Source organism: Paenibacillus durus ATCC 35681 (assembly GCF_000993825.1).
Taxonomy (GTDB): Bacteria; Bacillota; Bacilli; order Paenibacillales; family Paenibacillaceae; genus Paenibacillus_AQ; species Paenibacillus_AQ durus_B.
Genome location: NZ_CP011114.1, coordinates 633,297 through 651,064, shown reverse-complemented (window position 1 = coordinate 651,064; position 17,768 = coordinate 633,297). Strand labels below are relative to the sequence as shown.

Below are 17,768 nucleotides of genomic sequence, written 5' to 3'. Positions count from 1 at the left end.
TATTCATAGCTATAGGAGGTACTATCATGCAAAGAAGATTCAAGGAAAAAAGTTTAGTAGCGTTCATACTATCGTTTGCATTAATTCTGGTCCTGGCAGGATGCGGGAGCAATAATTCAAACGCAAATGCCGGTGACACCAGAACCGCGGCATCGCCGGCAGCCTCTCCGCAGGCGGCCTCCTCGACGGCAACCGATGCGGGCAAGACCATTACGGACACAGACGGACGCCAGGTGACAATTCCCTCGCAAATCAATACTATTGCTGACGCTTGGCCTGCTCATAATGAAGTCGTGACCATTCTTGGAGCCGGCGGCAAAATCGTGTCCACCGTCTCTACGCCCAAGTCGGTTCCTTGGCTGTACAAAGTTAATCCGCAAATGAAAAATGCCGTGACCGCCTTCACCAAATCCGAAGCGCAGATGGAAGAGGTGCTGAAGAACAAGCCTGATATCGCCTTTGCGTCAACCGGTTCTCCGCTGATTCAGCCTCTGGAGAATGCCGGGATTCCTACAGTGGCACTTAACTTTACGAATTTCGACGAGATGAAGGAATGCTTCCGGCTGACGGGGGACATTCTCGGGGAAGATGCGCGTACCCGGGCCGATTCCTTTATCAGCTATCTCGATGGCAAGCTCGAACAGATAACGGCTGTAACGTCCAAAATTCCCGAGTCGGATAAGCCTAAGGTGCTGCATATTCAGTCCCTGTCGCCGCTTCAGGTTGACGGCAAGGACACGATGATCCAGAACTGGATTGAAGTAGCTGGCGGCGTCAATGCCGCTCAAGAGATCAGCGGCAACATGAAGCCGGTAAGTCTGGAGCAGATTGTTGCCTGGAATCCGGATTATATTATGATCGGCAGCGGCCTGACGGATACCGACCACATCATGGACGATCCCGCATGGAAGACGCTTAATGCCGTTAAGAACGGCCATGTCTATAACAACCCGAGCGGCGCTTTCCTCTGGGACCGTTACGGCGCAGAAGCCGCGCTGCAAATCCAATGGGCGGCCAAAACGCTGCATCCCGATCTGTTTCCCGACCTGAACATCGTCCAAGAAACCGTAAGTTTCTACAAGCAGTTCCTGAATTACGATCTCACCAATGACGAAGCGCAGCTAATCATTGACAGCAAACCGCCGGTAGAGTAATAACGGTTTAAACTTCAGTCGTTCAGAAAAACACAGAAGACCCGCTTCCACATCATCAATGCGGTAACGGGTCTTTTATTTATGCAATAATTTCGGCTGTCCGCATAGCTAAGAGTTACTGATGGCTCATTTCCAGCACGTTCAGCTCCACCTCGATATTTCCCCTCGTTGCTTTGGAGTACGGACAGAAATCATGGGCTTTTTTCGCCAAATCCTTCGCTTTGTCATGGTCAATACCCGACATTTTTACATCAAGCCGTACGGACAGCTTGAATCCTCCGTCGCTCTCATCTTTGCCGATGGATACGTTCGACGTAACCTCCACATCCTGAAGCTTGACGCCTTCCTGCCGCGCAATAAAGGCCAGCGCGCTTTCATAGCAGGCGCCGTACCCCGCAGCAAACAGCTGCTCGGGATTCGTGCCCGTTCCTCCCGCACCACCCAATTCTTTAGGCATGCTCAGTTTATGCTGTAATGCACCGTCGGAGGATTCAAATGAGCCTTCACGTCCTCCGCGAACCGTTGCGCTAGCCGTATATAATGCTTTCATAATATCGTCTCCTTTATCATCCAATTTTCACCCTAGCAATACCATTAATTAAACTTGAGGCGTGATTTGAAACGAGAAATTACAAAAAATTTTAATTTTTCTCCAAAGGACTTGATTGTGATTCTAAATTGTTTAAAATTAAATTGTGATAAATATATTATAATTTAGAGGAGGACCCCATTCATGAGCGTTTATGATTTCCATGCCAATACTCTGCGCGGTCAGGAAGAGTCGTTATCCAAGTATAAAGGCAAGGTGCTGCTTATTGTGAACACGGCCAGCAAGTGCGGCTTCACCCCTCAATACAAAGGTCTCCAAGAGGTCTACGAAAAATTCAAGGACCGCGGCTTTGAGGTACTCGGCTTTCCCAGCAACCAGTTTGCGGCGCAGGAGCCCGGCAGCAGCGAGGAAATCCAGGAGTTCTGCCAGCTCAACTACGGTGTCTCTTTTCCAATGTATGCAAAAATCGAGGTTAACGGCGACAACGCCCACCCGTTATACAAATATTTAACGAAGGAGGCTCCCGGCGCGCTCGGCTCCAAAAGCATAAAGTGGAATTTCACTAAATTCCTGGTTGACCGTGAAGGACGTGTGCTGAAACGCTTTGCCCCGACGACGACGCCCGAAAGCATCGAAGATGAAATTAAGACTCTGCTGGATTGAATAAAGGTGCAGCCAGTATCCCCCCGGGAAAAAGAAAAAAGGATTGCGCAGCATCATAAATTCTGCACAATCCTTTTCGTTTTACCACCTGCATTCGTTCTGGAGGCACTCCCCGGTTAGTGCATGACCTGTCCACCCGTTACGTTAATGGATTGTCCCGTCATGTAAGACGCTTTGTCGGAAGCGTAAAAGATAACGGCATTGGCGATATCGTCATATGTGCAGCCCCGCTTCAGCGGCACTTTATCCGTATATACCTGCTCCACCTCTTCCGGTTTGATGCCAAGCTTTTGGGCATATTGGGGAATAAGGCTCTGGAACATCGGCGATTTCAGCAGATTGCCCGGCATAATCGAGTTGACACGAATATTGTGCTCCGCCAGATCAAGCGCCAGACTTTGCGTCAGCCCCACCCCTCCGAATTTGGAGGCGGAATAGGCCGAATTATGCTTGCTGCCGACCTTCCCTGATTTCGAATTGATTTGGATGATATTTCCACCGCCCTGCCCGATCATGACTCGCGACACTTCTCTTGCGCACAAAAAGTATCCGGTGAGATTTACGTCGACGGTTAAATTCCAATCTTCCAGGCCAAAGTCGGTAATTTTACGGCTCTTGGCGACACCCGCCACATAAACCAGCAGATCAATGCGCCCAAAGGCTTTAGTTGCCTTATTCACCATCTCAATTACTTCGTGTTCTTGAATGAAATTTACCGCTACACCCAGCGCTTTTTGTTCATGGTGTTCCTCAACGGTCCGAGCTACGCTCCCCGCATGTTCACCATTTAAATCAGCCACAACAATATTATAACCTTCGTCAGCGAGACGATAGCAAAGCGCTTCTCCCAAACTTTGGCCTCCGCCGGCAACTATTGCTACTTTACGTTGACTCATATCTCTTAGCACTCCTTTATCGATCTTTTTATTTTCTAATAATTTTTATTTCGCCGCCGATTCCCGGTTTATGAAAATCCTTGTTCTCCAAATACAGCGTGCCGGGCAGCCCTTCCATTTCTCTTCCGTCAAACTGAAGGGTGATATGCCCGAGCAGCTTTAAATTTCTGGCCACTTTGTTTCCGACCGAAGTGATCATATACTCGATGCCATCCAGGAGCAGAACATCTCCCTTTTCGATTTCGCCTTCCACATCGTTAACATGGATCAGAATACAATAATCCGCTACATCCGAAGGCGCGTTCTCACCGAACAGCACAAAGATTTTATCTTCTATAAAATCAAACACCGACGAACCGATCTGCGTAATTCGGGTTTGATAAATGGTTTGCATAACAAAGTCCTCCATTCAGAACATTAACTGTACAAGCCGAAGCTTGCCAACCAAGCGATAAAGACCGTGGGCGCCCCGGTAAGAAACCGGCCGTACAATACGGCTGGCACACCTACCTCGATCGTCTCCACCTCAGCCTCCGCCAGTCCCAGTCCCACGGGAACGAAATCGGCGGCAGCCTGGGAATTGATGGCGAACAGGGCGGGCAGCGCCAGATGTGGCGGGATATTTCCTTTACCGATTTCCACTCCGATCAGGGTGCCGACAACTTGCGCGATAACCGAACCCGGTCCCAAAAAAGGAGACAGCAACGGAAAAGAGCATACCAGCGAGATCAGGAGCAAGCCAGGCAGCGAGCCCGCGAACGGCGAGAGAAATTTGGCGAATACGTCGCCGATTCCAGAGGCGTTAATAATGCCGATCAGCATAGCCACGAAAGCCATGAATGGCAGAATAGTTCGGATGACCGTATCTATCGCTTCCCGTCCCGCCTGATAGAATACGCTTACAATGGAGCCCATTGTCATGCCGACCCGTGCCAGCAAGCCTTTCGGCTTTTGCTGTTCACTTATTTTTTGGTTTGCGCTATACTTAGGTTGGGTTTTTATTTCTGTATCACTTTTTTCGGGCTGGGCTGTATGGGGTGTTGCAGCACCTTCATACGGCTCAATGTCCGAAACCTTCACTCCGGATACATAAATATCCTCGGTAATATGCTTTGCCAGCGGTCCGCTTTTCCCCGTCGGGAGCACATTAATGGTTAAAATCCCTTTTTGCGGGTACACGCCGCAGCGCAGTGTCCCTCCACAGTCGATGATCACGCAGGCGATTTCCTTTTCCGGCACGCTTGTTTTAAAGCCGTCTACCAGTTCGGCCCCGGTAAGCTCCGCGATGTGGTCGGCAATATCCGGTTTCGTTCCCCCCGTTATGTAGACCACCTTATTTTTTTCCTCAGTCGGCCTGATAATGAGCGGACCACCAAACCCGCCTGTTCCCGCTTTGATAATAACCGCATTGTAATGACTCAAATTTCCCACCTCCTACAAATTAATGGTTTCTTTCAGTTTTACTTTCTGCTGCTTCTCGACGATGGAAGTGGTAAGATCGGTTACCCAGCCTCTAAAAAAGTTCGTTACAATCCCTACCAGGAAGTACCGCAGCGCCAGTTCTGTCGTGTTGAGGCCCAGTGTAGTGATGCCAGCCGCGATTCCAAGGAATACGAACAGTTCTCCGGGATTCACATGCGGGAACAATCCGTTATGCGTGTGGCAGGAATAAGAGGCGGCGGCATAGTAACTTGGTTTGTATTTCTCGGGCAGGAATCTTCCCAGCGAGAGGGTCATCGGATTGGCAAGAATAAAAGTGCCTACAATCGGAAGGATAAAATAGCGCGTAAAGGGATTTTTTGCTGATTTTCTTGCGACTCGCTCCACCCGTTCCTGGCCGATCAGTTGAATCAGTGCATTCATAGCCACCAACAGCATAATCAGCAGCGGGACAATTCCTGTAACCAGATTGGTAAAGGTCACGCCTCCCTGCCTGAACAGATTCATAAAGCCGTTGGCCAGGTTTGTTACAATTTCCATACTTTCACCCCATTTTGTTATTTTTTCGCCGGTATTAGTCTTTCGATCCAGGTCTTCTTAAGTTTCAGTTCACCTCCATTTGAAATAATCTTATAGCTGCTTATGGCATCCCTTATAGCGCCCTTAGTCAGCTTGTCGAACCCCGCGAGATCTCCCTCTTCCAGCTTCGGCAGCGGCTTACCTTCCAGACCTTTCAAGGATCGCACTCTAGAAAAGACCGTAACTCCCTGAATCCTAGCCGCTTTAAGAATCTTCCCCTGCGAGTCGATTGCGAGCATTACGACGGTCCCAGCCCTGAACCTTCCCGCCTTTTTGCCGATGGCAACTCGCCCGATCCGCCTCAGTTCCGTATAATGCCGGTTGAAATGTCTGATTTGCAGGAACCCGAGCACACTTTGCAAAAGCCATGACAATGCCATCGCGATAATGATAAATCCCATGATTAATCACCCCCCTTCAGTTCATTGCTTGTGGTTTCTTCTGCGCCGCCAGGCGGAGCATCTCTACCGCAGTTTCTTCATTGGTGACCAAGGTGTTGATATATTTGCCCTTGATGGCCCCGATAATGGAAGGCGCCTTCTCTGCCGATTCTGCCAGAGCAATTGTATACCGGGTGTTCCGAAGCCGTTCCAGCGGAATGGCGATCGTACGCTCGGTTAATTCGGATTCGATTAACTTCCCTTCCGAGTCGTAGAACCTAGAGCAAATATCGCCGATCGCTTGATGCCGGTTCAGGTCGGCAATCTCCTTGTCGCCGTAAAATCCGGTCCAGATCATGTTGGAATTGCTGATGGGAGCGCCGATGCCGACTACAGCGACCGTAAGACGATCCCACAGATCGGATATTTTGCGAAAATAATGCGCTTGCACGATTTCGTCTCTCGTTTCCTTGCGTTCCACAACGGCCGCTGCGTCAATCAGATACGCTTCTCCTCTGAAGTCATTCGCGATGCTGTACACGATGGCATTGACATGATACTTCGTTTCCATCGGCCCGGGCCCCCCAACCAGGGGAACGAAATGTGCGGAACGCTGCTCGCAATTGGTAAATTCCCCGATCAGGCTTCCCATGGTAGTGCCCCAGGCCAATCCTACGACATCGCCGTCCACTATTACATTTTTCATCAGCTCGGCTCCCGCTCTGGCCACGGCCTTTTTTCGTCCCGCCTCGGACAATTCAGGGGTGGCAGGCACTACAATCACCCTTTTTAATTGAAATACACTCTCCATACGTTCCTCAATTTCGTATTTGCCTGTGCCCTCCGTAATCTTGATTTGGACCACACCTTCTTCCCGGGCTCTCTTAAGCAGCCGGCTGATCGAAGTGCGATATATGCCCAGCGCCTTTGAAATTTCGCTCTGTGTCATGTCGTCGAGGTAATACATTCGAGCGATTTGAGCCAACAGCCTTCTATCTTCATCAAGGATTGTCATCGGCTTTCTCTCCAGACCATTTATATTATTAGCACATATGTGCATTTTATTTTATCATTTGTGCTTTGTGGCTTTAGTATACGCTTACAGTTTCTTTTCGTCAATACAGCGGACAGGCTTTTTTCTATTAGTTAAAAATAAAGACCGGTCAACGGGCATTTCTGCTCGGCGACCGGTCTGTTGACCGCTGCTTGCGCGGCTTGCATGCCGCTTCTCGTTCTATTCCTCGGGAAATAATTCGGTTGAAATGTAACGTTCGCCGGTGTCCGGCAGTAGGACGACGATGTTCTTCCCGCTGTTTTCGGGCCGTTTAGCCAGCTGATAAGCAGCGAATGCCGCAGCCCCGGAAGAAATCCCGACAAGCAGCCCTTTCTTCCTTGCCAGTTCTTGCGACGTTGCAATCGCTTCTTCATTCTTCACCGTGATGATCTCGTCCACAACAGCCCGGTTGAAGTTACCCGGCACAAAGCCTGCACCGATGCCCTGAATGACATGCGGCCCCCGCTGCCCGCCTGACAGAACAGGCGAACCGGCCGGTTCCACAGCAATGATCCGCACCTGCGGATTATGCTGTTTCAGAACCTCGCCGACTCCCGTGATCGTACCGCCGGTACCGACGCCGGTGACGAAAATATCCACTTTTCCATCCGTGTCGTTCCAAATTTCTTCGGCCGTAGTCTTCCGGTGTACATCGGGGTTAGCCGGATTCTCGAACTGCTGCGGAATATAGGAATTGGGTATCTCAGCGGACAGTTCTTGCGCTTTGCGGATCGCGCCCGCCATGCCTTCCGAAGCCTGGGTCAGCACCAACTCCGCCCCAAGCTGTTTCAGAAGCTTTCGACGCTCTATACTGAAGGATTCGGGCAAAATAATAATCAACCGATAGCCCAGAGCCGCCGCAGCAAAGGCAAGGCCGATGCCGGTATTGCCGCTGGTCGGTTCAATAATGGTTGTCTCCTTGTTAATGAGCCCCTTGTCCTCGGCATCCTTGATCATAGCGTATCCGATCCGGTCCTTCACGCTTCCCGCCGGATTGAAATATTCCAGCTTCGCCAGAATGGTCGCCGCCGCGCCATCCTCATTGAAACTCGACAATTCAAGAAGCGGCGTATTTCCAATCAGTTCGGTCAAACTCTTCACGATCTTCCCCATTATGCACTGCCTCCAAAATCAGTTTTTTTCAAAATAAAAGCGTTCATCTATCCCCATGCAAAAACTCGGTATTAAGAAGAGCATACCGGAATTCCCATCGTTTGTAAAACCGCCATACGCAAAACAAAAAAAGCCCTGCTGCGCAAGGCTTCTTTCTATATGCGGTAGAGAGGACTCGAACCTCCACGGGCGTACGCCCACTACCCCCTCAAGATAGCGTGTCTGCCATTCCACCACTACCGCGCGGTGAATCATTTTTTTGAGGCCAACACATGTTATTATACTCTCTTCTTCCTCAAAAGTAAAGCTAATTATTCAGGAAGCTGCTCTTCCTGTTTCCGTCTGCGATATTCGGTAAAAGCGAGATATTCCTTGATGAACTCCTTCTCCCGGGGTTGCAGTTCATCGAAATGGCAATTGGATTGCCGTATTTGCTCAAAAAAATAATCCTCGCTTTCTTCGCGCAGTATCGACGGGGAAGTCTTGCCCAAGATGAGCCAGTCCAGACTGACGCCGAAAAAAGCACCGATTTCGATTAATTTATGCGTTCCGGGCGTCGACTTGCCCCGCTTCCAGTCTCCCATATTTCCTGTGCTGATGCCAAGCTGCTCACTGAACGCTTTTTTGGTCATGCCTTTTTGTTCAATCAAAAGTTCAATTCGATCATAAATGGACTGCATTTCCAGACCGCCTTCCGAAATGATAACAAATAACGTAAATAAGTCATTTTTTATTGTAAAATGACGTAAAAAAGTATATAATTAACTAATCTTATGCTTTAGCCCATTATATCATATGACTGTAATGTCGATAAGAGGTGAGCAATATACGCAGCAAAAAGCCTATAACCCCTTACGGATGGACAATCAAGCAGCGCCTGGCGGAGATGATGCTGAGTCAGAAAGACTTTTGCCAAATGCACGGCATACCGCCCTACCGCCTATCCAATCTAATTCACGGAACGCGCAGCGCCTTACGGTACCGCCGGCTGGTGAACCAACTGCTGGATATAACCGCGGACATAACGTATGAAGTGCGAAATGACTGAGCTTTCTTTTTATCTGCTTAATCTTAGTATCCTATCCTGAAATCTGTCAAGGAGCGATCCCTTTGTCCAAAAGCGCCTTATCCCTCGCTATCCGATTGATACACTCCCTGCCGGGCATCTCACTGGCTGTCGACAGACATGGATTGATCGCCGCTGCGAACGAACCATGGAAGAGCTTCGGTATCGCTTCGGGCCTTTCCATGCGCTTCGAATGGACGGGAACAGACTATTTTGAAATGATGCGTGAGCTTGTTCTTCCGCCGGACTCTATGCTGGAGCTAACCCAGGCCGTCCATTCCATCTTCTCGGAGGAACGGCTCGTTTACAGCGGCAGGTTTCCCAAACCTCCTTCCCTGAAGGGAAGAAAATGGTTCCAAATTGAGGCCTTTGCTATACCTGAAGAGACTAAGCGCTCGATCTCTTTTGTTCTGCTATCCCACCGCTTTATTTCTCACGCGGCAGACCCGCACCAAGCCAAGCCGCCGGCCCATACACTCAGTCGGAAGCCCTATCATTATCTGCCGATCTGCGCTTCCTGCAAATCCATCCGTAAGGACAGCGAATGGATTCCGGTAGAACGTTTTCTGGAGCAGGAACTACATACCGAACTAACCCATGACATTTGTCCCGAGTGCATTGCCCAGCTGTATCCCCAATATCCCGGCGCTTTGGAACGGTTGGCTGATTAACGCCGTGAACCGTCATGCCCCTTCTCCGCCGAGTTCACGATAATTTCCGACCTCTCAAAAGTTCCCTTAAATCCAAAAAAGAACCCTGATCTCTCAGGATTCTTCCTTGACTATTATGCGGTAGAGAGGACTCGAACCTCCACGGGCGTACGCCCACTACCCCCTCAAGATAGCGTGTCTGCCATTCCACCACTACCGCTTATGGTGACCCGTAGGGGATTCGAACCCCTGTTACCTCCGTGAAAGGGAGGTGTCTTAACCCCTTGACCAACGGGCCATGCTTTAGTTTCACAACAAAAATGATTATATCAAATCCCAGACCAACTGACAAGAACTATTTTTCAAAAAAATACGGCGGCTTGCCCCATGGATGCAAACCGCCGCGAATGCCCGCCTCCGCCCTTCCCGCGGAGATAAGCAGTAAATCCGTCTAAACGAGTCCTGTTTCCTTCAAAGCCGCTTCCGGAGCCAGATGGAGATATGTGAACAGGATCAGATTCTGGCGGAAGAAGCCGTACTCTTCCGGCAAAGGCTCCTTCACCTTGATCACCATCTCTGCTTTAGACCACACCTCCGAAGCAGTGGAAAGAATTTCAGATAGAAGGATAGCCGCTCCATTGGAGCGGCATCCCAAGCGGCCAAGCGATATTTGGAAGCGAATTGTCTGCTGCGAAAGATGGATCAGATCAAACGGGCTTACGGATTAACCTTGGTTTCGAAGGATTGCTTGCCGTTAACGAATTTCAGTACGACAGCCGCTTTAATCGGGTCATGCGATTCGTTCATCGAGATTTTGCCAGTGGCAAGCTGCAGATCCTTAGTCGCTGCCAGAGCGTCTTTAATCTTGGCCGGTTCAGCTGCTCCTGCGCGGGTAATGGCATCAGCTACCAGCTTAACAGCGTCATAGCCAAGGGCTGCCATGCCGTCCGGTACTGCATTGCTGTTGGCCGCTTTGTATGCGTCAACGAAGGTCTTAACTTCTGGAGCGGTATCTTCCGGCGAATAGTGGTTAGACATGTAAGTGTTGTCCAGTGCTGCCGCGCCTGCGATTTCAGCCAGCTGCGGAGAATCCCAGCCATCGCCGCCCATGAATGGAGCCTTAATTCCCATTTCACGTGCTTGTTTCAGGATTTTGCCGACTTCTTCATAGTAGCCAGGCAGGTAGATAACATCCGGGTTAGCTGCTTTGATACGTGTCAATACGGCTTTGAAGTCGGAGTCTTTTTGTTGGTAAGACTCTTTACTTATGATTTGTCCACCGTTCTTTGTGAAAGTTTCTTCAAAGAAGGTTTGCAGACCTTTAGAGTAGTCACTCGAAGTATCTGTGTAGATAACAGCCGTTTTAGCTTTCAGCGTGTTGCTTGCAAAGTTAGCCATAACCTGGCCTTGGAAAGGATCAATAAAGGAAGCGCGGAATACCCACTCGTTCACTTTTTTGGTACGCTCGTCAACCGTTACTTTCGGGTTGGTAGCAGAGGAGCTCACGAGCGGAATTTGTTTCTCCTGGGCAACCGGTACGATACCCAATGTGTTGGTGGAAGTCGTTGCCCCAACGATCGCTACAACTTTATCGGTGGTAATCAGCTTTTGCGCAGTTTGTGTTGCTTCTTCGGATTTCGAGGCGTTATCGGCTTCAACTAATTCCAACTTCTTGCCGAGCAAACCGCCCGCATCGTTGATTTCCTTAACTGCCAGTTGAGCACCTTTCAGAGCAGAGTCGCCGAAGGAAGCTTGACCACCCGTAAGCTCAAGGTCAGCCCCGATTTTGATCGTGTCTCCGGCGGAGTTGCTGCCGCTTGCGGAATTTCCGCTGCTCTCTGTGTTGTTGCTGCCGCAGCCTGCTGCCAATACGGCAGTCAGCACTGTCGACAAAATAATGGCCCCGATTTTCTTCATTGTTCTCCTAGCCTCCCAGATAAATTAATATTATATATGTTATTTCTGTGATGCCCTGATTAGGAATAACCGTGTTAGTGCCCAAGATAAGCCATTTTGATTTCTTCCGAATCCGCCAATTCCTTGGCGTCCCCTTCCAGTACGACTCTGCCGGTTTCCAGTACATAGGCGCGGTGGGCGATTTTGAGTGCCTGATGCGCATTTTGCTCAACCAGCAGCACGGTTGTTCCGGCCGCGTTCACTTCCTGAATAATCTTGAAAATATCCTGCACCAGCAGCGGGGCGAGGCCCATGGACGGTTCATCCAGAAGAAGCAGCTTCGGATGTCCCATAATAGCGCGCCCCATGGCGAGCATTTGCTGTTCGCCGCCGGACAGTGTTCCGGCCTGCTGCTTCTTGCGTTCCCGAAGTCTCGGGAATGTATTGTAGACTTTCTCGAAGTCGGCTGCCAAATGGCTGGAATCCTGCAAATAAGCGCCGAGCTCCAGATTTTCCTCGACAGACATATTGGCAAACACGCGTCGCCCTTCGGGACAATGAATCAGTCCTTGCTTGACGATCGCCTGAACGCTCTGGTTCGTAATGGATTTATCCAAAAATTCAATGCTTCCCGTCTTCGGCTTAAGCAATCCCGAAAGCGTCTTAAGAAGCGTCGACTTGCCGGCGCCGTTGGCTCCGATCAGCGTGACGATTTCGCCTTGATTGACTTCGATGCTGAGGTCCTTCAGAGCGTGAATGGCTCCGTAGTAAACGTTGATTCCCTGTACTTTAAGCATAGCCTTTACGCCTCCTGTCCCAAATACGCTTCGATAACTTTTGGATTGCTCCGGATTTCGGACGGCGTACCGTTTGCGATGAGCATTCCGCGATCCAGAACATAAATCCGGTCGCAGACTCCCATAACAAGCGACATATCATGCTCGATCAGAAGAATCGTAAGGTCGAACTCCTTGCGGATCCAGGCGATGAGATTCATCAGATCACGTGTCTCATTCGGATTCATGCCGGCCGCCGGCTCGTCGAGCAGCAGTAGCTTCGGTCCAGCCGCAAGCGCACGCGCGATTTCAAGGCGACGCTGGTTGCCATAGCTGAGATTTCCGGCAAGCTCTTCGCTTTGATCATCGAGATTGAATATTTTCAGAATATCCAGCGCCTTCTGCGTAATTTCATTCTCCCCCTTGAAATGCTTCGGCAGGCGAAGCATGGAGGTGAACATGGAGTGCTTGGCATGCTGGTGAAAGGCAATTTTAACGTTCTCCAGCACCGTCATTGCCGTAAACAGGCGGATGTTCTGAAAGGTCCGCGCGGCTCCCTTGTGATTGATCTTATATGGTTTCATGCCGCCGACCGACTCATTGTTAAGGATAATACTGCCTGTGGAAGGCGGGTAAACGCCGGTCAGCAGATTGAAGAGCGTCGTTTTGCCAGCGCCGTTCGGTCCGATCAGACCGATCAGTTCGCCTTTATTAATATGAAGAGAAACCTCGCTGAGCGCCTTCAGTCCCCCGAAGGAACGGCTGGCTTCCTTAACATCAAGAAGTACTGCTGTCGCTGATGCCGCCATTTGCCTTCGCCTCCTTTTTGCCGAACTTCTTGAGAGAAAATTTCGTGCTTCCAAGCAGACCGCCCGGACGGAAAATCATCATCAGAATGAGAACGATCGAATAAATAATCATACGCCATTCCGGGAAATCCCGAAGGTAAGTATACAGCAGGGTGACGAATACAGCGCCGACAATCGAACCGGCCGTGCTTCCGAGTCCGCCGAGAACGACCATAACGAGAATTTCAAACGACTTCAGGAAGTTGAAGCTGCCCGGAGTGATAACGTAGAACGTATGAGCCGACAGACCTCCGGCCATCCCTGCGAACAGAGCGCCGAGCGTAAAGGCAATAACCTTGTACAGCGTCGTATTGATGCCCATGGCTTCCGCGGCGATTTCATTTTCACGGATGGCAAGACAAGCCCGCCCGTGAGTGGAGCGGATAAAGTTATTAATCAGCACAACCGTAATTAACATAAAGAAGAACATGATGGTCCATGTCGATTTTGCCGGAATGCCGCTGAGACCCGAAGCACCGCCGACGTATTCCGTGTTGAGCAAGATAATCCGGATAATTTCCCCGAATCCGAGTGTCGCGATCGCCAAGTAGTCGCCGTTCAGACGAAGTGTCGGTATCCCGATCAGCACGCCGCAAATCGCAGCAAGTATGCCCCCCGCGAGAATAGCAAGGATAAACGGAACGTCATAGTCAAGAGTCAGAATTGCCGAAGTATAGGCGCCGACGGACATAAACCCGGCGTGACCGATGGAGAATTGTCCGGTAATGCCGTTAATCAGGTTGAGCGATACCGCCAGCATAACGTTGACGCAGATCAGAAGGAGCATCGATCTTTGAACATCGTCCAATACTCCCGCTGTTAGCAGAACTTGCACGACTCCATATAAGGCCAAGGCAACGATAATGCCAAGCCAGAATTTCTGATTTATCTTCTTCACGCCGCTTCCCTCCTACACTTTCTCCCGGACATTCTTGCCGAACAGCCCGGATGGTTTAAAGATAAGGATCAGGATCAGTACGGCAAAAGCTACGCCGTCACGCCAGGAGGAATATCCGAGCGAGGAAATTTCAGTCTCTACCGTACCCAGCAGCAAGCCGCCCACAAGTGCGCCCGGAATGCTTCCGATGCCTCCAAGCACCGCAGCGACGAAAGCTTTCAGCCCCGGCATAACACCCATAAGCGGGTCTACGGAGTTGTAGGTCATGCCAAAGATGACACCAGCCGCAGCCGCAAGCGCCGAACCGATGGCAAAGGTTGCCGAAATGGTACGGTCCACGTTGATCCCCATCAGACGCGCCGCTTCCATATCGAACGATACCGCCCGCATAGCTTTACCGGTCTTCGTATAACGTACGATATATTGCAAAATAATCATCAGAATAATCGTTGTAATCAAAATCATAACCTGGTTCGATTCCACCTGGATGGAAGTCCCGAACAATTGGAACTGCTTCTTAGCCAGAATATCAGGGAACCCTTGAGCTTGCGGTCCAAGTACGAGCACACCGGTATATTCGAGCAAAAAGGATACGCCGATTGCCGTAATCAGCGCAGCAATCCGTGTGGATTTGCGCAGCGGCTTGTAGGCAAAACGTTCAATTGTGATGCCAAGCAGCGCACTGACCGTCATGGAAAAAATCAGAGATATGATCAGGACCAAAACCGGAGGAAGACCCGCTGACGCCAGATATCTGGCACTGAACAGTCCAATAAACGAACCAACCATAAACACATCCCCATGTGCAAAGTTGATCAGCTTAATGATCCCGTAAACCATGGTATAGCCCAAGGCGATCAGCGCATAAATGCTGCCTACGGAAATCCCGTTAATTAACTGCTGAATAAAATACTCCATCGCCATCCCCTTTTCCCTTTTTCATTGTCATTCCCTCTTCTCTCTTTCATTCTTTCTTTTTAATGATGTTACCTATATTAACATATGTCCTTTTTTTCGTCACTAAAATTTTGAGGGGTTCCAAGAAAATTCGAAATTCGATGTTATGATAAATTACCTAATAAGTAATATTTAAGTTACATAATGTAACGAGAATCGAGAAAAACGGGGCAATATGGTGAAAAACAAAGAAAACCGAAGGCATTTAATATGTGGGATTTATTCCCTCAGGAAATACAAAGCTTTATTATGTAGCATTTAATATAACATTTTTCACTTTAATGCATCAATCCTTCAAATAAATAAAGAGTTAATGCGTCATATTTCTTTAATTAGTGATCATAAATCCAACCGTCGTTCTTCCGTTAAGCCGAAAGCTAACATGCACCCAAAAGCTAACATGCACCCAACACAAGAAGAAACGGCTGCGCCGTCCTCGGAGGAGGAGGGCACCCGTTTCTCGTAGAAATATAAGACCAAACGATAGGCGGGAAGCTTATAAAGTCTTATATTGTAAAAAAGCCCCCTTACGGGAGCTATCTCTTCTATGTAAAAATCAACCGCACAATTCAGAAGAATTGTGGCGGAGAGAGAGGGATTCGAACCCTCGCACCGCTTACGCAGTCTAACCCCTTAGCAGAGGGTCCCCTTATAGCCACTTGGGTATCTCTCCAAGAAAATGGCTCCCCGAACAGGACTCGAACCTGTGACAACTCGATTAACAGTCGAGTGCTCTACCAACTGAGCTATCAGGGAACATTTTGATGTGAACAAGAAATAATTTATCATGATTTCATCCCTCAGTCAAGCTCTAGAACCTCTCCATCCGATGGAATAAGCACCCTGCCGAGCAATCCTTTCGTTTCAAGCCGTTCCCGCAGTTTATCCCTGGTCAGATGGCAGTGGTTGATCGCATCCATATGGACGGCCACCACTTTCGTCTCGGGAGCATGCGCGCGCAGACTTAATATATCTGGTTCATTCATTGTAATAGGGTCTCCGCTCACAAACTGCGCTTCACCCGCATTTACGACCACTGCTGCCGGCTGATACCGGTCCAGCGCTTCCCGCACCTCTTCACACCAGATCGTATCTCCGGCGATATAAAGTACGGGCTCATCAGGCGCTTGGAGTATAAAGCCGGACACTGGTCCCATCAGCTTCCCGATCTCTCCGGTACCGTGTCTGCCTCCTGTACGGATTAACCGGACTCCGCGGAATTCCGCCTGCTCATGGATAGGAGTAACCGCAGTAAACCCTTGTGCGCTGAACCGTTTCCCGTCCTCTTCCTGGCTGAACAGCGGAATATCCTTTGAAAGCAAGTTAGCCGCAGCAGTGTCCCAGTGGTCATTGTGAAAATGGGTTACAATTACGGCGTCCGGTTTAAGCCACTTGTTCACTGGGCCGGGAAGGCCAACGAGCGGATTCCGGCGTTCATTGCCGCTGTTCACAATCGGCGGATAGGCGTCGGGCTCACCGAGCATCGGATCGATCAGGAAGACGGAACCCCCGTACTCCAGCCAAAGCGCCGCATGTCTTATTAATTGAAGCTTCATAATGGATGCACTCCTTCTTTTCCATAAGTTCTGCTACAATTAAGTATAATTTTCTTCCTGGGTTGGAGTACATAATGCGATGAAAGGAATACAGCGAATCTATTTTCATTCGGAAAGGAAATCACTTAAAGATGGGCCAAACGCTTTTAGACGAGATCGATCTACTCATTCTGCGGCAGCTGATACAAGACTCCACACTCAGCCACAAAGAGATTGGCAGGGCGGTTCATATGACGGGGCAAGCTGTGGGGGCGCGAATTCGCAAGCTGCGGGAGCTGGGCGTAATTACGGGTTATTCGATAGGCTGGGACCCGGAAAAGCTGGGACTGCACGTGCATGCCTTGATCACGGTATTTCTGAATTCAGGGAGCGCCCATCAGACCTTCCTACAGTTCGTTGCATCCGAGGGGGAGATTGAAGAGGCATACCGCGTCAGCGGCGAAGGCTGTTATTGGATGCGGGCGCGCACAGAGAGTCCGGAACGGCTGAACGCGCTGCTCGACCGCCTGCTAAAGTACGGCAACTATAAGGTGAGTCTCGCCATAGGCCAGGTAAAGTAGGCAGCGAACGTTTATATTCCACAAGAAGAAACGGCTGCGCCGTCCTGTTAGGGACGGTATCGTTTCTCGTAGAAATATAAGGCAAATGATAAGCGCGAAGCTTATACTTTCTTATATTTTTAAAAAAGCGCCCACCGCCCGCTCTATCGCTTCCCTTTAGGCTCGGCCCCTTCGATCACCGTAAGCTTCAGCGGACCGGCGCATTTCCCGCAGCGGTAGCGCTGCGGATTCACCTTGCGTTTGCGGAGGTACTCCGCGCTGCACTGCGTGCAAATGAGCTTATAGCGGTAAGGCATCGGCTTCCGCGCTTTCGCTCCGGGAAGGTTCCGGCAGTAGCGGCTGCCTCCTACGCGGGCGAGCAGCGCTTTAAAATCGGCGTCCCGGTGACGGTACCCTCTTTTTGCCAGATGGAGATGGTAGTGACAGAGCTCATGCTTGATAATTTTCTCCGTTTCCTCTGGCCCGTACGCCGTAAGCTGGTGGGGATTAATCTCTATGTTATGGGTTTTCATAAAATAACGTCCGCCCGTAGAGGACAGTCTGCTGTTAAAAGACGCTTTATGGCGAAAAGGCAATCCGAAGCTTTCCCGCGACACCCGCTCAATCCAGCGCTGCAGTTCTTCGTTGGTCATGCTCATCATGTTGGCCGGCTCCGTTCTTTGACGCGCCATCCGGGCGCTTGCTGCAATCTGTACTTGAATTGTAACTTGCGCATACGCTACACTTCAAGAA

General features: G+C 49.9%; 20 protein-coding genes, 5 tRNA genes and 1 pseudogene. 4 read left to right on the top strand and 22 right to left on the bottom strand.

Annotated elements, in window-relative coordinates:
* Window positions 1–26: 26 nt before the first annotated feature.
* On the top strand, window positions 27–1,154 hold the full coding sequence (locus tag VK70_RS02920; RefSeq protein ID WP_025697644.1) for an ABC transporter substrate-binding protein: 1,128 nt from the start codon (window positions 27–29) through the stop codon (window positions 1,152–1,154).
* 115 nt (window positions 1,155–1,269) lie between these two features.
* Here VK70_RS02920 and VK70_RS02915 read toward each other — a convergent pair whose 3' ends face one another.
* Window positions 1,270–1,704: an organic hydroperoxide resistance protein gene (locus tag VK70_RS02915; protein ID WP_025697642.1), complete on the bottom strand. Its 435-nt coding sequence runs from the start codon at window positions 1,702–1,704 to the stop codon at window positions 1,270–1,272.
* 183 nt (window positions 1,705–1,887) lie between these two features.
* Between VK70_RS02915 and VK70_RS02910 the strand changes: the two genes are divergently transcribed.
* Window positions 1,888–2,367, top strand: coding sequence for a glutathione peroxidase (locus tag VK70_RS02910; protein WP_025697640.1), 480 nt, complete (start codon window positions 1,888–1,890; stop codon window positions 2,365–2,367).
* A gap of 116 nt (window positions 2,368–2,483) precedes the next feature.
* Here VK70_RS02910 and srlD read toward each other — a convergent pair whose 3' ends face one another.
* The 9 genes from srlD to VK70_RS02865 all read right to left on the bottom strand — a co-directional run bounded on the left by srlD (window position 2,484) and on the right by VK70_RS02865 (window position 8,509).
* Complete coding sequence (srlD, locus tag VK70_RS02905) at window positions 2,484–3,263, bottom strand: sorbitol-6-phosphate dehydrogenase (protein WP_025697638.1); 780 nt, start codon at window positions 3,261–3,263, stop codon at window positions 2,484–2,486.
* Between the two features lie 28 nt (window positions 3,264–3,291).
* Window positions 3,292–3,657: a PTS glucitol/sorbitol transporter subunit IIA gene (locus VK70_RS02900; protein ID WP_025697636.1), complete on the bottom strand. Its 366-nt coding sequence runs from the start codon at window positions 3,655–3,657 to the stop codon at window positions 3,292–3,294.
* Window positions 3,658–3,680: 23 nt separating this feature from the next.
* A complete protein-coding gene (srlE, locus tag VK70_RS02895) occupies window positions 3,681–4,685 on the bottom strand; it encodes a PTS glucitol/sorbitol transporter subunit IIB (protein ID WP_025697634.1) in 1,005 nt (334 codons plus the stop codon).
* Between the two features lie 12 nt (window positions 4,686–4,697).
* On the bottom strand, window positions 4,698–5,243 hold the full coding sequence (gene srlA / locus VK70_RS02890; RefSeq protein ID WP_025697633.1) for a PTS glucitol/sorbitol transporter subunit IIC: 546 nt from the start codon (window positions 5,241–5,243) through the stop codon (window positions 4,698–4,700).
* Window positions 5,244–5,260: 17 nt separating this feature from the next.
* Window positions 5,261–5,683 (bottom strand): transcriptional regulator GutM, encoded by a 423-nt coding sequence (locus VK70_RS02885; RefSeq protein WP_036641678.1) that lies wholly within the window; start codon window positions 5,681–5,683, stop codon window positions 5,261–5,263.
* Between the two features lie 16 nt (window positions 5,684–5,699).
* The gene (locus tag VK70_RS02880) at window positions 5,700–6,677 is read right to left on the bottom strand and encodes a sugar-binding transcriptional regulator (RefSeq protein WP_025697631.1); all 978 of its coding nucleotides are present in this window, start codon (window positions 6,675–6,677) and stop codon (window positions 5,700–5,702) included.
* A gap of 219 nt (window positions 6,678–6,896) precedes the next feature.
* Window positions 6,897–7,829 carry a cysteine synthase A gene (cysK, locus tag VK70_RS02875; protein ID WP_025697629.1) on the bottom strand — a complete coding sequence of 311 codons (933 nt, stop codon included), beginning with the start codon at window positions 7,827–7,829 and terminating at the stop codon, window positions 6,897–6,899.
* Between the two features lie 160 nt (window positions 7,830–7,989).
* Window positions 7,990–8,072 (bottom strand) — tRNA-Leu (locus VK70_RS02870).
* 68 nt (window positions 8,073–8,140) lie between these two features.
* Window positions 8,141–8,509, bottom strand: a complete 369-nt coding sequence (locus tag VK70_RS02865; RefSeq protein WP_025697628.1) for a helix-turn-helix domain-containing protein — start codon at window positions 8,507–8,509, stop codon at window positions 8,141–8,143.
* Between the two features lie 430 nt (window positions 8,510–8,939).
* Between VK70_RS02865 and VK70_RS02860 the strand changes: the two genes are divergently transcribed.
* The gene (locus VK70_RS02860; RefSeq protein ID WP_025697626.1) at window positions 8,940–9,566 is read left to right on the top strand and encodes a hypothetical protein; all 627 of its coding nucleotides are present in this window, start codon (window positions 8,940–8,942) and stop codon (window positions 9,564–9,566) included.
* 116 nt (window positions 9,567–9,682) lie between these two features.
* Here VK70_RS02860 and VK70_RS02855 read toward each other — a convergent pair.
* From VK70_RS02855 to VK70_RS02810, 11 genes and pseudogenes are all read right to left on the bottom strand, one after another.
* A tRNA-Leu gene (locus VK70_RS02855) sits at window positions 9,683–9,765 on the bottom strand.
* A 3-nt stretch (window positions 9,766–9,768) separates the two neighbouring features.
* Window positions 9,769–9,843: transfer RNA gene (locus VK70_RS02850), tRNA-Glu, on the bottom strand.
* Between the two features lie 174 nt (window positions 9,844–10,017).
* Window positions 10,018–10,164 (bottom strand): annotated as a pseudogene (locus VK70_RS28805) (alanine dehydrogenase); the annotation flags it as partial.
* Window positions 10,165–10,262: 98 nt separating this feature from the next.
* Window positions 10,263–11,462, bottom strand: coding sequence for an ABC transporter substrate-binding protein (locus VK70_RS02845; protein WP_046722768.1), 1,200 nt, complete (start codon window positions 11,460–11,462; stop codon window positions 10,263–10,265).
* A 74-nt stretch (window positions 11,463–11,536) separates the two neighbouring features.
* Complete coding sequence (locus tag VK70_RS02840; protein WP_025693823.1) at window positions 11,537–12,238, bottom strand: ABC transporter ATP-binding protein; 702 nt, start codon at window positions 12,236–12,238, stop codon at window positions 11,537–11,539.
* A 5-nt stretch (window positions 12,239–12,243) separates the two neighbouring features.
* The gene (locus VK70_RS02835; protein WP_025690079.1) at window positions 12,244–13,026 is read right to left on the bottom strand and encodes an ABC transporter ATP-binding protein; all 783 of its coding nucleotides are present in this window, start codon (window positions 13,024–13,026) and stop codon (window positions 12,244–12,246) included.
* Complete coding sequence (locus VK70_RS02830) at window positions 12,995–13,963, bottom strand: branched-chain amino acid ABC transporter permease (RefSeq protein WP_025693822.1); 969 nt, start codon at window positions 13,961–13,963, stop codon at window positions 12,995–12,997. The genes VK70_RS02835 and VK70_RS02830 overlap by 32 nt, the downstream gene beginning before the upstream one ends.
* A 12-nt stretch (window positions 13,964–13,975) precedes the next feature.
* Window positions 13,976–14,881, bottom strand: coding sequence for a branched-chain amino acid ABC transporter permease (locus VK70_RS02825; protein WP_025693821.1), 906 nt, complete (start codon window positions 14,879–14,881; stop codon window positions 13,976–13,978).
* A gap of 620 nt (window positions 14,882–15,501) precedes the next feature.
* Window positions 15,502–15,593 (bottom strand) — tRNA-Ser (locus VK70_RS02820).
* A gap of 7 nt (window positions 15,594–15,600) precedes the next feature.
* Window positions 15,601–15,676, bottom strand: a tRNA-Asn gene (locus tag VK70_RS02815).
* A gap of 44 nt (window positions 15,677–15,720) precedes the next feature.
* Window positions 15,721–16,476, bottom strand: coding sequence for an MBL fold metallo-hydrolase (locus VK70_RS02810; RefSeq protein ID WP_025700356.1), 756 nt, complete (start codon window positions 16,474–16,476; stop codon window positions 15,721–15,723).
* Window positions 16,477–16,607: 131 nt separating this feature from the next.
* Between VK70_RS02810 and VK70_RS02805 the strand changes: the two genes are divergently transcribed.
* Complete coding sequence (locus VK70_RS02805) at window positions 16,608–17,036, top strand: Lrp/AsnC family transcriptional regulator (protein WP_025700354.1); 429 nt, start codon at window positions 16,608–16,610, stop codon at window positions 17,034–17,036.
* A 143-nt stretch (window positions 17,037–17,179) separates the two neighbouring features.
* Here VK70_RS02805 and VK70_RS02800 read toward each other — a convergent pair whose 3' ends face one another.
* A complete protein-coding gene (locus VK70_RS02800) occupies window positions 17,180–17,668 on the bottom strand; it encodes a SprT family protein (protein WP_025700353.1) in 489 nt (162 codons plus the stop codon).
* Between the last annotated feature and the right edge of the window lie 100 nt (window positions 17,669–17,768).

Excerpts from the sequence above, each read along its gene's own strand:
- VK70_RS02805 (WP_025700354.1), top strand. The coding sequence starts at position 16,608 with ATGGGCCAAACGCTTTTAGACGAGATCGATCTACTCATTCTGCGGCAG.
- VK70_RS02810 (WP_025700356.1), bottom strand. The coding sequence starts at position 16,476 with ATGAAGCTTCAATTAATAAGACATGCGGCGCTTTGGCTGGAGTACGGG.
- VK70_RS02900 (WP_025697636.1), bottom strand. The coding sequence starts at position 3,657 with ATGCAAACCATTTATCAAACCCGAATTACGCAGATCGGTTCGTCGGTG.
- VK70_RS02920 (WP_025697644.1), top strand. The coding sequence starts at position 27 with ATGCAAAGAAGATTCAAGGAAAAAAGTTTAGTAGCGTTCATACTATCG.
- VK70_RS02915 (WP_025697642.1), bottom strand. The coding sequence starts at position 1,704 with ATGAAAGCATTATATACGGCTAGCGCAACGGTTCGCGGAGGACGTGAA.
- VK70_RS02800 (WP_025700353.1), bottom strand. The coding sequence starts at position 17,668 with ATGACCAACGAAGAACTGCAGCGCTGGATTGAGCGGGTGTCGCGGGAA.
- cysK (WP_025697629.1), bottom strand. The coding sequence starts at position 7,829 with ATGGGGAAGATCGTGAAGAGTTTGACCGAACTGATTGGAAATACGCCG.
- VK70_RS02880 (WP_025697631.1), bottom strand. The coding sequence starts at position 6,677 with ATGACAATCCTTGATGAAGATAGAAGGCTGTTGGCTCAAATCGCTCGA.
- srlD (WP_025697638.1), bottom strand. The coding sequence starts at position 3,263 with ATGAGTCAACGTAAAGTAGCAATAGTTGCCGGCGGAGGCCAAAGTTTG.
- VK70_RS02825 (WP_025693821.1), bottom strand. The coding sequence starts at position 14,881 with ATGGAGTATTTTATTCAGCAGTTAATTAACGGGATTTCCGTAGGCAGC.
- VK70_RS02835 (WP_025690079.1), bottom strand. The coding sequence starts at position 13,026 with ATGGCGGCATCAGCGACAGCAGTACTTCTTGATGTTAAGGAAGCCAGC.
- VK70_RS02885 (WP_036641678.1), bottom strand. The coding sequence starts at position 5,683 with ATGGGATTTATCATTATCGCGATGGCATTGTCATGGCTTTTGCAAAGT.
- VK70_RS02910 (WP_025697640.1), top strand. The coding sequence starts at position 1,888 with ATGAGCGTTTATGATTTCCATGCCAATACTCTGCGCGGTCAGGAAGAG.
- VK70_RS02865 (WP_025697628.1), bottom strand. The coding sequence starts at position 8,509 with ATGCAGTCCATTTATGATCGAATTGAACTTTTGATTGAACAAAAAGGC.
- srlA (WP_025697633.1), bottom strand. The coding sequence starts at position 5,243 with ATGGAAATTGTAACAAACCTGGCCAACGGCTTTATGAATCTGTTCAGG.
- VK70_RS02840 (WP_025693823.1), bottom strand. The coding sequence starts at position 12,238 with ATGCTTAAAGTACAGGGAATCAACGTTTACTACGGAGCCATTCACGCT.
- VK70_RS02845 (WP_046722768.1), bottom strand. The coding sequence starts at position 11,462 with ATGAAGAAAATCGGGGCCATTATTTTGTCGACAGTGCTGACTGCCGTA.